This is a genomic window from Pseudomonas sp. C2.3V (genome assembly GCF_058536325.1).
In genome coordinates this window covers 2,011,623-2,025,624 of sequence record NZ_JBZUBN010000001.1, presented here as the reverse complement: position 1 = coordinate 2,025,624, position 14,002 = coordinate 2,011,623, and the positions used below count along the sequence as shown (strand labels likewise).

The window sequence follows — 14,002 nt, the reverse complement described above, 5'->3', positions numbered from 1 at the left end:
CGGCATACGCCATGATGGTGTACTGAATGGACTTGAATTTCATGGTGCCTTTCCCATGTCTACTTAGCTAAAAGGCTCTATCGGCGCAGACCAGAAAAGCTGAATTGCAGCCTGTCGGTTAGGACAACACCTCGTCGCGCCTGCCTTGCCGGATGCTCAGCCGACACGACAGGTGCAGAAGCAAAATCAGTCTGACGAGGAGGAGAAATCGGTCAGGGGCCGCGACAATCGAGGGTCATGCCGGTAAGCCAGCATAAGGACAAGTCCGACCAGGCCCATGACCGCACAGTAGCCCACGCAGAACCAGGGGCTGACCGGCATCAGGGCAATCAGAATCAACGGCGTGATACTGCCCCAGATCGAGTACGCAATGTTATAGGTAAAGGAAATACCCGTGACTCGAATATTGGAGGGAAACAGCCCGATCATCACCGATGGCACGACGCCCACAATGCCGCAGGCAAGACCTGCGATTGCGTAGCCCAGCCAGAGCGCTATCGCCTCGCTGACCAGACTCGCATACAGGACGGCAATACCGGGGGCGAGAACGGCGCTGTACAATCCCATCGCTTGCCAGGCACCTATCCGATCGGCGATGCGCCCGGCGATGACGCAGCCAATATTCAGAAACACGATACCGATGCAGCTCATGCGGAACGCGGTACTGGTCGGAATATGAAAGTACTTCTGCATCACGGTAGGCGTCACAACCACCAAGACGACCACTGCCGAAGTCAGAACGCAAGTCAGCAGTGCCGCCGGCAGCAAGGCGGTGCGGTGTTCTCGCAGGACCGTCGATAACGGCAGGCGCGCCGATAATACCTTGCGAGCCTGCATCTCCATGAAGACAGGCGTCTCGTTCAGCCACCGCCGTAGCCATACCGCCAGGACGCCAAAAAAGCCGCCCAGGATAAAGGGGATACGCCAGGCATAGGCATGGAGTTCTTTCTCGGCATAGATTGATGACAGCACCGTGGCCGTCAGTGCACCCAACAGGTAGCCAAATGTCAGGCCTGCCTGAAGAATACCCAGCGCATAACCTCGGTGATTGGCCGGGGCATGCTCTGCTACAAACACCCAGGCACTGGGCACCTCGCCGCCGACGGCAGCCCCCTGCAATACCCGTAGTGCCAGCAGGATCAGCGGTGCAAAGTAGCCGATCTGCGCATAAGTAGGCATCACGCCAATGAGCAGGCTTGGCAATGCCATAAGCAGGATGCTCAGGTTGAACATACGCTTGCGCCCGAGGCGGTCGGCATAATGCGCCATCAGAATCCCGCCCAGTGGGCGCGCCAGGTACCCGGTGGCAAAAATGCCGAAGCTTTGCAGCAGCCGCAGCCATTCAGGCATTTCCGGCGGGAAAAACAACTGGCTGAGCACCAGCGCGAAAAAGACGAAAATAATGAAGTCGTAGATTTCCAGGGCACCGCCCAGCGCCGCCAGACCCAGGGTCTTATGGTCCTGCCAGGATAATCGCCGGGTAGGCGTATGAATGTCGCTATGCATGTAAACGTGCCCGCTCTCTTCTTGCCTAAACATGAGGCGGCGCAGAATACAGGGAAGTCGCTGTCTTGTTACAGTGTAAACGTATCTCGAAGTCCCTCATGTCAATCGTCTAAGTGTTCGCCTCAACCCATGGCACGGCAGCGGGTCTAATCCGATACGCCTATCCCTGATATAACTCAACTCCCTGAAGCGTCAGTCATGTTTATGAAATACCTGTTCATCCTTGGTGCGCGAGATCCTGAAATGATGCTCATCGAGACCTTGGTTCTTAGGGCACGGCATCGACTGGCCTATGCGCTGGCGGATGAGCGTCGGGTATACGCAGGCAATGCCTATAAAGCCGATCGCACATCTGCCCGCCAAGGCGAGCCCCATGGCCCTATCGTCTGGGTGGAATGCGGCCTCGCCGATACCTCCCAACCTCGTGATATCGTGGTAGACCATCATCATGAAGGCGATCCGGGGTATGACATGCCTCCGGCGCGCTACTGGGAAGGCTCCTCGCTGGGGCAGGTCTGCCAGCTGCTGGAGATCGAGCCGACGCCGGAGCTGCAACTGGCTGCCGCCGCCGACCATTGCCTGAGCGCAGCCTACAAGGGTCTCTGCCCTGGAGTCGATCCGGCTGATCTACGCGCGTGGCGTATCGCCTCCCGGTCGAACTGGCAAAAGATCAATCCTGATCAATTACGAGCCACGATCGAGGCGGCACTCGAACAGGTCAAGGCGCTCAAACCAATCTCCATCGCCGGCCATGAATTCTTCGATGCCATGGATCACGACATCCCCGAACTCTCCGAGGCGTCCGCCATCTTGGGGCGCCCCGTCATGTACAGCATGCCGGAGCCACGGAGCGGACGTATCAAGGTCGGCGCCCTGAATGGCTCTCCAGACATGCTTCAGGCCTGGATGAGCTGCGCCCGAGAGGTATTGGGCCTTGAGGACGTGTACGGTAACCCGATTCGTGGATACGCCGGTGGGTATTTACGTGGGGATATCTTGCAACGTGCATGAGGCCTGGATCGCAACGTAGCGGTTTTCCTGGCTGTTGTGCAGTCGTCCCGGCAGGTAAAAGGTCCTATGAACACGTTCCTACGCCAAGACCTGACGCATGCCCAACAAACGAAGCACGCCTGATCCCACCCACGCCTCTCCCTCTACAGCCTCCGGCTTTGTCCGCGTCCGGGGCGCGCGTGAGCACAATCTCAAGAATGTAGATGTCGACATCCCCCGCAACAGCCTGGTTGTTTTTACCGGCGTTTCGGGCTCTGGCAAGTCCTCCCTTGCCTTTGGAACCCTGTACGCCGAGGCCCAGCGTCGTTACTTTGAATCGGTGGCACCCTATGCCCGTCGCCTGATCGATCAGGTGGGCGTACCGGATGTGGACACCATAGAAGGATTGCCTCCGGCTGTTGCTCTCCAGCAGCAACGCGGCACGCCCAGCGCTCGCTCTTCGGTGGGTAGCGTCACTACCCTGTCCAGCCTGATCCGCATGCTGTACTCACGCGTCGGCACCTATCCGCCTGATCAACCCATGCTCTACGCAGAGGACTTTTCGCCCAACACACCCCAAGGCGCCTGTCCTAAATGTCATGGGCTCGGACGAGTCTATGAAGTAACCGAGCAGTCTATGGTACCGGACGACTCGCTGACTATTCGCGAGCGGGCCATTGCCGCCTGGCCTACTGCCTGGCAGGGGCAGAATCTGCGGGACATTCTGGTAACCCTGGGCTACGACGTAGACACACCTTGGCGCGATATCCCCCAAAAGGATCGCGACTGGATTCTTTTTACTGAAGAACAGCCGACCGTTCCGGTCTATCCCAGCCTGACACCAGAGCAGACCCGCGAAGCTCTCAAGCACAAGCGCGAGCCCAGCTACATGGGCACCTTCACCGGTGCGCGCCGCTATGTGTTACATACCTTTGCCCATTCGCAGAGCGCGTTAATGAAAAAACGCGTATCCCAATTCATGGTGGGTAGCCTGTGTCCGCTGTGTGAAGGTAAGCGCCTGAAGCGTGAGGCGCTGTCCGTCACCTTTGCCGGGTATGACATTGGCGAGCTGGCCCGCATGCCTCTGCTGACCCTGGTTGATGTCCTCACACCTATTGCAGCCGGTGCGCTGGCTTCAGGATCTTCTCCCGTGGAGAAAACCTTCACAAGGGAAGAATCACGCCGCGCACGTGAAGCGCGTGCCCGGGAAGGTGGCGCTTCCCATGAGGCCGCCCCGGACGTGCGCCGTACGCCGACCCTATCAGACGAAAAGCGCCTGGCGGCCCAACGTATCGCCCAGGATCTGCTGGAACGCCTGACAACCCTGACCGAGCTAGGCCTGGGGTACCTCTCCCTGGAACGCAGTACCCCAACATTGTCTTCGGGAGAGCTGCAACGTCTACGCCTTGCCACTCAGTTGAATTCGCAGCTTTTCGGAGTGATCTATGTGCTCGATGAACCGTCCGCCGGTCTGCATCCTGCTGACGGCGAAGCGTTGTTCACGGCTCTGGATCAACTCAAGGCGGCCGGCAATTCCTTGTTCGTAGTGGAACACGATCTAGAGACGATGCGTCGTGCGGACTGGCTGGTAGATGTGGGCCCTGCAGCAGGCGAACACGGTGGTACGGTTCTCTACAGCGGACCGCCTGCCGGATTGGCCCATGTCGAAGCGTCCCAAACGCGGGATTACCTGTTTGCGTCTCGGCGCACAGCAGCCCCCTTGAGCCGCCCGCACCGCAAGCCGCTTCATTGGCTAAGACTCACCGGCGTAACGCGCAACAACCTCAAGGCCCTTGATGTTGCGTTTCCACTTGGCTGCTTTACCTCCGTTACCGGTATCTCTGGCTCCGGCAAATCGACTCTTGTCAGCCAGGCCCTGTTGGAGTTGGTCGGTGAGCACCTAGACCGGCCACTGGCCGAGCGCGATGAAGACGAATCACCTATGGACGAGGAGGCTCCTCAGCCGCTCTCAGGACAAATCATTGAAGGCATGGAGCATATTCGCCGACTGGTCCAGGTGGATCAGAAGCCGATCGGTCGCACACCGCGCTCCAACCTTGCCACTTATACAGGCCTTTTTGACGGCATCCGCAAACTGTTTGCCGCGACTCCGGAAGCCCGGAAACGGCGATATGACGCCGGTCGCTTTTCATTCAACGTAGCCAAGGGGCGTTGCCCGACCTGTGAGGGCGAAGGCTTCGTCAGTGTCGAACTGCTGTTCATGCCCAGCGTGTATGCGCCCTGCCCGACCTGCCATGGCGCCCGTTACAACGCCGAAACGCTGGAAGTCACCTGGCAAGGAAAAACCATTGCGGAAGTCCTGAACCTGACGGTAGAGGATGCCTGTACCTTTTTCGCGGAGGAAGCTGGCGTACTCCGCCCCTTGCATGTCCTGCGTGATATTGGTCTGGGCTATCTGCGCCTGGGGCAACCAGCCACGGAGCTTTCCGGCGGTGAAGCACAGCGCATCAAGCTGGCAACCGAGCTGCAACGTACCCAGCGCGGCGCTACGCTCTATGTACTTGATGAGCCTACAACGGGTCTACATCCTACTGATACAGACCGCCTGGTGCGCCAGCTCAACGGTCTGGTAGAGGCTGGCAATACAGTCGTTGTGGTTGAACATGACATGCGCGTCGTGGCGCAAAGCGATTGGGTCATCGATATCGGCCCAGAGGCTGGTGATAGAGGCGGACACATTGTCGCGAGCGGTACACCCGAGAGCGTTGCAAAAGAGACCAGCAGTAAGACCGCGCCTTACCTGCGGGCGGTACTGGAGAGCTGATCGGGTTCACATACCAAGCGGTGCTTGGGAACCGCAAGCCCGCTTGGCTGACAAACAGGAGCCGCTTTTTTGAAGGAATCAAAATGCCTCACGCCATCAATAAAGACACCCAGGTTTGCATGTCCCTGGCGGGACGCCCTGGCAACACCGGTACACGGTTTCACAATCATCTGTACGAAGCCCTGAACCTGAATTATCTCTACAAGGCGTTCACAACCACCGACCTGCCTGCTGCCATTGGCGGCATTCGAGCGCTTGGCATACGCGGATGCGCTATTTCCATGCCGTTCAAGGAAGCCTGCATTCCTCTACTGGATGGCCTCGACCCTTCTGCCGCCGTGATCGATTCGGTCAATACTATTGTGAACGATGACGGTAAGCTGACAGGCTATAACACGGACTTTCTGGCTGTCGCCTCACTGCTTGATAGCCATCAGGTGTCTCGTGATCTGACGCTTGCGCTGCGGGGTAGCGGCGGTATGGCCAAGGCTGTGGCGTTTGCCTTGCGGGAGGCCGGCTTCAAGAAGGGACACATCGTGGCCCGCAATCCCACTACCGGCCGAGCCCTGGCTGAATCCTGCGGGTATGAGTGGACCGAATCCCTAGGCGACCTGCGCCCTGAGCTCATCATCAATGTGACACCCGTAGGCATGGCCGGCGGACCGGAAGCGGACGATCTGTCTTTTGATGACGAAGTGATTCAAGAGGCTAAAGTGGTATTTGATGTCGTGGCAATGCCATCCGAAACCCCACTCATCAAACGCGCCCGCGAACTGGGCAAGCCCGTCATTACCGGCGCAGAGGTTGTTGCCCTCCAGGCACTGGAGCAGTTTGTCCTGTACACCGGCATCCGCCCAAGTCCTGAGCAGGTTGAAGCCGCCGCGGCATACTCGCGCAATCAATAAAGGTAAATAGGGGCAACCGCACATGACGATTGCCCCGCTCTTGACCGTCAACGTTCGAAGGCACAGTGCTGTCTAACAGATTGTGCCTGAATATCACGCCTCGAACCGGCTTACCTCAAGTCCTGTTCCTACCGGCAGCAATACACTGGTAATGCCCGCCTTGGCTCGAATAGCGCGCCCATAGCGCTTCACATCGTCATTGCCGGGCCGGATCATATTATCCGCAACAATGATCGCACCCGGGTTGAGCTTGGGATAAAACGCCTCAAGACACGGTACGTAGAGGTCTTTCCACAGATCAAGCAGGACAAAGTCCACTCTACCGGGTAGGGCCTCGATCAGCTGTACGGCATCACCGACCTGAAAGTCTATGTAGTCTGCAAGCCCTGCCTTTTCGGCCATCTCCCGTGCATAGAGTGCCTTGTACTCATGCAATTCCAGAGTGATCAGTCGTCCACCCGTTGCGCGTGCAGCCTCGCCAAGCCAGATGCCGGAATAGCCAAAGGAGGTACCAATTTCCAGAATCGTAGGGGTCTCCAGGCTTTTCGCCAAGATATTGATCAGCTGTCCGGTTTGCGGTCCGACAGCGCGCATGCGTTGATCCTGCCCGCCGTCACGTCCGCCAGGAGGAAGCTCGCGGGGCGCGCTTTTCTCTTTGTGTATCCGCGCGTGATAAGTCTCAAGCACCGTATTGATTTTCTCGTCCATATCCTTTCCTTGCCTGCTCGTTCGATAGCCACACAGGTGCCGCCTTCTCGCGCCACCTTAATGGTTATTGCATGCGGAACGTGTAGGGGCTATAGAAATCCGAGCCGGCCCACGGACGAGTCTCCTCGTTGAAAAGAGGCTTACCCTGCTTATAGCTTTCAGCATTGGCTGGGTCGCCCTTGCCGTCGTAAGCTGCCACATACGGATAGGGATAGACCGGCCGCGAACGGATCACCTTTTCACCTTTTGCTACCGGCTTTTTCATGAGGTTTGGAGCATCCTTCATCTTCTTGAAGTCAGGAGCGCCCTTCATGGGTCTATCCGTCGGCGCGCCAAAATGGCCCATGACGTTTTGCCCATCGGTCTGGTTTGTAAGGATGGCTTCAGGTGCTTGTCCGCCCTCAACCCAGGAGAGCATGGGTGTCAACAAGTCAAGCTTCGCCGGCCCTTCACCTTGGCCACAATGGTAGACGCCTGGCAACAGGTAAAGCCGCTCGAAGGTTGAAGCCTGCTCCTTGCCCATGACGCGCTGAACAGCCTCGTGATACGCAATGGAGTTAATGGGCGAGATATGCGGATCAGCCCAGCCATGCCAGATGATGAGCTTGCCGCCAGCCTTGGCAAAGGCTGATAGGTCCGGGTTGGTTGCATCATAAAAAGCATGTAGCGGCCTTAGGCGGTCAAAGGTCTTCAAGTCGAATTGCATATCCGAGAGTTTGAAGTCCTTGCCCGGATTCTGCTCAAATGACAGCCATTGCAGTGCGCCCATGGCAATCATTTTGCTGAAGATAGGATCGTCATGGCTTTGCGGAACAAAGACATTCGCCCACGCCAATTCAGATCCCGGCTGCGGTCCACCAGCAATCAGCCGCTGGCCAGTCGCAGGATCTTTAGGTCCTTCGTACAAGCGACGCACCACACTAACCTCGGCCGCAGTCAGACAGTTAGGGCTATCGCCTTTCTGCTCGCTCTTGCATTGCAACGTGCCCGGATCAAAATGGCAGGCACGCGGGTCGGAAATCAGACCATCGACCTGCCCATCCAACGCGTCACACTGATTGAGTACAGCCCTGTGAATCAACGGAAGGCGAGAGGCTATCAGAACAGCCTTACCGTCTGGGCTGGTGTTCGTACGTGCCTGCCAGGCGTGATACATCGCATTCTGGGTCTGGAAGTTCATCGCCGCGGCACCGGCAATGATGCCATTGAAATCGTTCGGATAGCGTTGCGCCTCCATCAACGCTTCGCGTCCGCCATCAGAGCAACCGTTAAAGTAGGAATAGGCCTCACTACGACCATAAAAGGCATGGATCAGCTTTTTGGCGGCCAGGGCCGTAAGATGCACACCGCGAAAGGCAAAGTCTTGACGCTTTTGCGGATCTTCTCCGAACGACTCCTCACCCTGGTGTCCCATGTCGGTGCTTGCCGTGACAAAGCCGCCTGTATTGAGCGGCGTACACCCTTCGGCCGCACCGACCTCAAGCGAGATACGGCCACATAATCCGCCGCATCCTACCTGCAGATAGCGCTGAGTCCAGCTGTGCAAGGGAAGAACTACCTTGAAGCCAATCGAGGGGGCCAGCGTCCCCTCAACCGCACACACTGCTACGCCATTATCAGAGGTTTCAGTGGCTGAAGTGATCGAACTACCCTTACCGCCAATGTCGCTCATGTCGAGACTTTTAAGCGACGAACAAGCCTGAACAGGTTGGACGATAGGCAGTGATTGAGACAACGCCAGCGAAGCAGCTGAATTATTTTCCTGGGTAGCAGCGCCCGCCACACTGGCAGCTGATGAACACACCCATAACGTAACGGCCATACAGGCGCGTCTGAAACGTTCGTTGTACATGGGACGATCTCTATGAATACTTAAAAACAGGCTAGCCTCCAGGCATACCGCTTGTGCAGTGACTACTGCTGCTGCAATCGACTGCCAGTGCCGGTAGTACAGGGCTATCCTGGGTTATCTCATCAGGTATTTGACGCATGGCTGAATCAGTCAGGCTGTCGCTCATGCTTTTTTCAGCCTCAAGTGTGAGTAACAACTGTGCAGGCAATGTGAAGATTGAACTATGTCCTTGAAAACGACAGACACACCCGCCTAAATATACTTAGCAGTACCCCTCAGGCCCGCTCCTTATGAAGCTCAGCATTTCCACAAAAGCCTTTATTGCCATACAAACCCTGTCGGTCCTGGCAGTGCTCAGCATGGGGTTTGCCGCCTACTGGAGCTTTACCCGCAGCTTTGTAGGCTTTCTGAACGAGCAGGCTATTATTCGTATGACCAATGCTATTCCAACATTGGAAGACGCCTATACCCAACATGGCAGCTGGCAGTTTCTGGTAGGAACGCATGTTCAATGGTTCGAACTCTTGAGTACCAGTCTCAGACAGCATGAAGGTGAGCCCCATACCCGACGCGAGCCTCCCATAGCCGATCTGACGGGAGCGCATATGCGCTTCACCCTTCTGGATGCCCAGCACCGCTATATCAATGGTTATCCCAACTACAAGGACATCGCCACCTTCAAACCGGTACAGGCAAACGGTATGGTTGTAGGCTGGATGGGCATGACGCCCTTCGAGAGCGTTACGGCCATTGGTGATGAGCGCTTTCAACAAGACCAGGTTCGCTCAATCTGGTTGATCGTGGGTGCCAGTTTGATCATCTCCTCCTTCATTGCCTGGCGTATTGCCCGCACGCTGTCGCGTCCGATCAGGCAGGTGGCATTGGCTACCCATCGGCTGGCCCGAGGAGAGTACAGCACACGGGTTGGCGTCCACTCACAGGATGAAGTGGGCCAGCTTGCTCAGGACTTCAATCAGATGGCCAAAACCTTGGAAAACAACGAGAACATGCGGCGCCACTTCATGGCGGATATCTCCCATGAGCTAAGAACGCCACTTGCTGTCCTGAAAGGGGAAATGGAGGCGCTTGAAGATGGCATTCGCCCGCTGACCAAGGAAGCAATTGCCTCCCTTCAGGCCGAAGTAGAATCCTTGAGCAAGCTGGTTGACGATATTTTTACCCTATCCCTTTCTGAGCTGGGTGCTCAGGCCTACCAAAAGCGTCCGGTGCAGTTGGAGTCCGTTCTTTATGGCATTGCCGCTACGTTTGAAAGGCGCTGCTTGGTAAACACGCTATCGTTAACCCTGGAAATACCGGGCGAACCGCTGTGGATCAGCGGTGATGAAAGTCGGCTTCAACAACTCTTTACTAACTTGCTGGAAAACAGCCTGCGTTATACCGATGCAGGCGGTCATATCCTGATACGCGCTCGACGAGGGCGAGACGGCATCCTAATCAGCTGTGAAGACTCCGCGCCAGGCGTATCCGAAGAGCAACTGGGCCGCCTGTTCGAGAGGTTCTACCGAGTCGAGCAATCACGCAACCGGGCCACCGGCGGCGCTGGGCTTGGGCTGGCGATTTGCCGCGGTATTGTCGAAGCCCATGGTGGGCGAATCGACGCCACATCCTCGCCCTTAGGCGGGCTCTGCGTGACATTGCAGTTTGACCCCCTGCCTGACTTGCCGAGTAACTAAAGATGCCGCACCGCTCCTCTCTTTCAACACCTACCATCCTGATTGTGGAAGACGAACCCAAGCTGGCCGCGCTCCTGGCAGATTACGTCAGAGCGGCCGGCTGGAATGCCCAGCTGGTCATGAACGGTCTTGAGGTGCTGCCTGCTTTTACAGAATACAGCCCAAGCCTGGTCCTGCTTGACCTCATGCTACCCGGCAAGGACGGGATTGAGGTGTGTCACGAGATTCGCGCAATCAGCCAGGCGCCTGTGGTCATGGTAACAGCCAGGGTGGAAGAAGTGGATCGCTTGCTGGGCCTGGAGATTGGCGCGGATGATTACATCTGCAAACCTTTCAGTCCCCGCGAAGTCATTGCCCGGATCAAGGCCGTGCTGCGTCGAACGCAAACACCTGCGCCAGCCCTGCCAGGCGGCTTGAGTATTGATACCGCCCGCTACCAGGCCTTTCTTAACGGAGCCCTGCTTGATCTGACGCCTGTAGAGTTTCGCCTGCTGATGACCTTTGCCGAACACCCGGAGCAGGTCTTCTCACGCGATCAGCTCATGAACAACCTTTATCAGGATCACCGCATCGTATCGGACAGAACGGTAGACAGCCACGTCAGCAATTTGCGTCGCAAACTACAGCAACACCTGCCTAATCAAGAATTCATTCGCTCGGTATATGGCGTAGGTTACAGCTTCAAGCTGGACTAGTCAGAGTCGGCACTGGCCTCTACTTACCCCCCTTTCATGTGTAAAAGCCTTAAAGCGCTTCCGACAAATAGCCTGACTACTGGCTTTCATACATACGCATTTATTGCGGGTAAAGAGCCGCCGCAAAAGAGCATTTTATGAAACAAACATAATGTCACTTACTTTAATAAACCCAAAAAGATAGCAATTCGATATCAAACAGGCATTTAACCCATAAGGACAATCGGTCTTGCAATATAAAAAATCCCCTCTTTAATAAGACTATCCTTAATCATAAAGAGGAGAATACCGGACTGATGACATCTATTACTTAAAGCATTCTGGAAGCATGCTTTCCTCGCAAGTCGTTCAGACTGGATTGTTAAAACTATTCATGTATGTAAACTTTTGCGGGAAAACGCATATGAAGTACCTTGGCGAACTTTATTTTATTAAGCGTATATCAAAATTTCAGTTAGCAATAATACTTGCTGGAGCCTTGGGATTTTTAAGTGATAACGTAAAAGCCCAGAGCGCTGGCTTTGAACTTCTAGGCTTGAATATGTCGGGTGCCGGCTTTGCTCCGCAGGTTCTTCCTGGCATTAATGAAAAGAACTATGTATTTCCTACAGAAAATTACTTTAAGTATTGGAGCAGCCAGGGCATCAGACTGATTCGTTTCCCCATTATTTGGGAGAGACTTCAATCAAACCTCGGAGGGCCTCTTGATCAAAACTATATCGCTTTGGTGGATAGAACCTTTGCTTACGCTCAGAAGTATAATATGAAAGTTATTCTGGACCTTCATAATTATGCGCGATACAAGGGGCAGATCATAGGAACCTCCGCTGTACCCTACTCCCGTTACAAGGAAATAATGACCCATATCGCTACCAAGTGGAGTAGCCAACCGGCACTGTTTGCCTATGACATCATGAACGAACCCAATGGAGCTCTCGCCTATTGGCCAACCGCCGCTCAATATGGGATAGATGGCGTACGTGTCATTGATAAAACAAAGCCAATCATTATCGAGGGCAACGGCTGGGCCAGCGCAACCCGATGGCCGGAATGGAACGACTCTTTGCTCAACCTGAAGGACCCGGCAAATAATATCGTCTATTCGGCTCACTCTTATTTCGACGAAAATGCAGGTGGGAACTACCAGGCGGTAGATGTCGGAAAACTGGACCCCATGTATGGCGTAACGCGAGTAAAACCGTTTGTAGAATGGCTCAAGAAAAATGGCAAGCGAGGCTACATCGGAGAGTTCGGGGTTCCAGATAATGACCCCCGCTGGCTAACCATGATGGACAATATGCTGGCGTATCTGAAGCAGAATTGCATTCCAGCTACCTATTGGGCAGCGGGGCCAGGCTGGGGAAATTACTTTATGTCTGTGGAGCCTGTTGGCGGTCGCGAGAGACCGCAATGGGCAACGCTAAAGAAATACATCAACAACACCAGCTGTTCAACGTTTGGTCCACCTAAATAGCGCTGCGCAGCGGAGGCTCCTAACGTATGCCTGCATGCGTCTTGCCAAGATAGAAGAGGCTTTTGCAAACGTTGTAAAAGCCTCCATGAGCAGTAGCGCTCACCGACCACGCAGCAGACACCCAATACTTATAGGAACGAAAACGGATAATTAATGATCAGCCTGTTCTCATCGATATCCCTGCCATAACTGCTCCGGTAGGTTGCGTTTCGCCAGCGTATCGAAAGCCCTTTCAGGCCTTGCTGAACGACATACGTCACGTCTATATCACGCTCCCACTCATGGCCTCCTCCGACTTTATCCAGATGCGAGCCGTGGATATAACTCGTAAAGAAACTGAGTCCCGGCAGCCCCATCGGGGCAAAATCATAGCCATAGCGCACCTGCCAGCTCCGCTCACCTGCGGTGCCAAAGTCATGGTATTGCACATAATTCGGCAGGTACGGATTGTTGATATAAGGAAAGCCGCTTGAGCCTTCCAGATGTTGATAAACTGCCGTAAAGCTATGGCCTTTCACACTGTACGTCAGGGATCCGCTGTATACATCGCTCTCTATTTCCCCCACCCGCGCCGCACCTGTGTCACGGCTAAAAAAAGTCCTTAGATCGGCCTCTACCGTTCCTTCGCCCCATTTCTGGCGGTGAGTAAGCCCCAGAAAATGCTGCCGATAGACACCCTGTAATTCGCCGTAGTAATAGCTGGCCGTCAGTGCTGGCGTGACAGTGTAACTGCCACCCCCATAACGGAAATGATCGCCCTCACCTGTCGCGCGGAAGCGACCCTCTTTGGTGGCTATCATGATTTTTTGCAGATCGGTCGAGTCAGGGGTGGTGGTACGGTCGAACTGAGCAACGTTGAGCGAAAGCCCTGTGATTTCATTCGAGCTGATCTGCGTTCCCTGGTAAAACTGAGGAAACATCCGGCTACCGTTGAACTGAAGGACCGGAACCTTTGGCAAGGCAATTCCCTGACGCAGCACCGTCTTGGAATACTTGATTTTGGCCGCTATACCGCCCTTTGAATATTCCTCTGCCGCTTCTCCCGAGTTGGTCTTGGGCAGCAGGCCACTCCCTGTACGATCAGGACTGGAATCAAGCTTGAGTCCCCAAAAGCCCATCGCATCAAGACCCAGACCTACCGTCCCCTCGGTAAATCCGGACTCGTACTGCAGCAAAAGCCCTTGAGCCCACTCATCCCGCTTCGAAACACCGGCATCTTCCCGAAAGTCACCGTTGTAATAGAAGTTACGGATATCGAGTCGGGCCTTGCTGTCGTCCATGAAGCCAGCAGCCCATAACGGTAGAGAGCAAAGCATGCCTAAGGTGAATACGGTATGGCGCAGGATATGAATCATTGTTGTTTTCTCCAGGCGCAAGAGAGCACTGCCCGGCA

10 protein-coding genes are annotated in these 14,002 nt (G+C 55.3%); 6 read left to right on the top strand and 4 right to left on the bottom strand.

From position 1 onward, the window contains the following. Nucleotides 1–186: 186 nt before the first annotated feature. A complete protein-coding gene (locus tag AC4LF3_RS09505; protein ID WP_073449702.1) occupies nt 187–1,506 on the bottom strand; it encodes an MFS transporter in 1,320 nt (439 codons plus the stop codon). A gap of 198 nt (nt 1,507–1,704) precedes the next feature. On the opposite strand from AC4LF3_RS09505, the gene AC4LF3_RS09500 reads away from it, so the two are divergent. From AC4LF3_RS09500 to AC4LF3_RS09490, 3 genes are all read left to right on the top strand, one after another. Continuing rightward, nucleotides 1,705–2,517, top strand: a complete 813-nt coding sequence (locus tag AC4LF3_RS09500) for a hypothetical protein (protein WP_491835165.1) — start codon at nt 1,705–1,707, stop codon at nt 2,515–2,517. 97 nt (nt 2,518–2,614) lie between these two features. Then, the gene (gene uvrA, locus AC4LF3_RS09495) at nt 2,615–5,281 is read left to right on the top strand and encodes an excinuclease ABC subunit UvrA (protein ID WP_491835164.1); all 2,667 of its coding nucleotides are present in this window, start codon (nt 2,615–2,617) and stop codon (nt 5,279–5,281) included. A gap of 83 nt (nt 5,282–5,364) precedes the next feature. Further along, a complete protein-coding gene (locus AC4LF3_RS09490; RefSeq protein WP_491835163.1) occupies nt 5,365–6,186 on the top strand; it encodes a shikimate 5-dehydrogenase in 822 nt (273 codons plus the stop codon). Between the two features lie 93 nt (nt 6,187–6,279). On the opposite strand, the gene AC4LF3_RS09485 is transcribed toward AC4LF3_RS09490, so the two are convergent. Then, nucleotides 6,280–6,894, bottom strand: coding sequence for an O-methyltransferase (locus AC4LF3_RS09485; protein WP_491835162.1), 615 nt, complete (start codon nt 6,892–6,894; stop codon nt 6,280–6,282). 64 nt (nt 6,895–6,958) lie between these two features. Continuing rightward, on the bottom strand, nt 6,959–8,746 hold the full coding sequence (locus AC4LF3_RS09480) for a tannase/feruloyl esterase family alpha/beta hydrolase (protein ID WP_491835161.1): 1,788 nt from the start codon (nt 8,744–8,746) through the stop codon (nt 6,959–6,961). A gap of 290 nt (nt 8,747–9,036) precedes the next feature. Between AC4LF3_RS09480 and baeS the strand changes: the two genes are divergently transcribed. From baeS to AC4LF3_RS09465, 3 genes are all read left to right on the top strand, one after another. After that, nucleotides 9,037–10,440, top strand: a complete 1,404-nt coding sequence (gene baeS, locus AC4LF3_RS09475; RefSeq protein WP_491835160.1) for a sensor histidine kinase efflux regulator BaeS — start codon at nt 9,037–9,039, stop codon at nt 10,438–10,440. A 2-nt stretch (nt 10,441–10,442) separates the two neighbouring features. Further along, nucleotides 10,443–11,135: a response regulator gene (locus tag AC4LF3_RS09470; RefSeq protein WP_491835159.1), complete on the top strand. Its 693-nt coding sequence runs from the start codon at nt 10,443–10,445 to the stop codon at nt 11,133–11,135. A 403-nt stretch (nt 11,136–11,538) separates the two neighbouring features. Then, nucleotides 11,539–12,609, top strand: coding sequence for a glycoside hydrolase family 5 protein (locus tag AC4LF3_RS09465; RefSeq protein ID WP_197870473.1), 1,071 nt, complete (start codon nt 11,539–11,541; stop codon nt 12,607–12,609). 128 nt (nt 12,610–12,737) lie between these two features. On the opposite strand, the gene AC4LF3_RS09460 is transcribed toward AC4LF3_RS09465, so the two are convergent. After that, nucleotides 12,738–13,964, bottom strand: coding sequence for an OprD family porin (locus tag AC4LF3_RS09460; protein ID WP_491835158.1), 1,227 nt, complete (start codon nt 13,962–13,964; stop codon nt 12,738–12,740). Nucleotides 13,965–14,002: the final 38 nt, after the last annotated feature.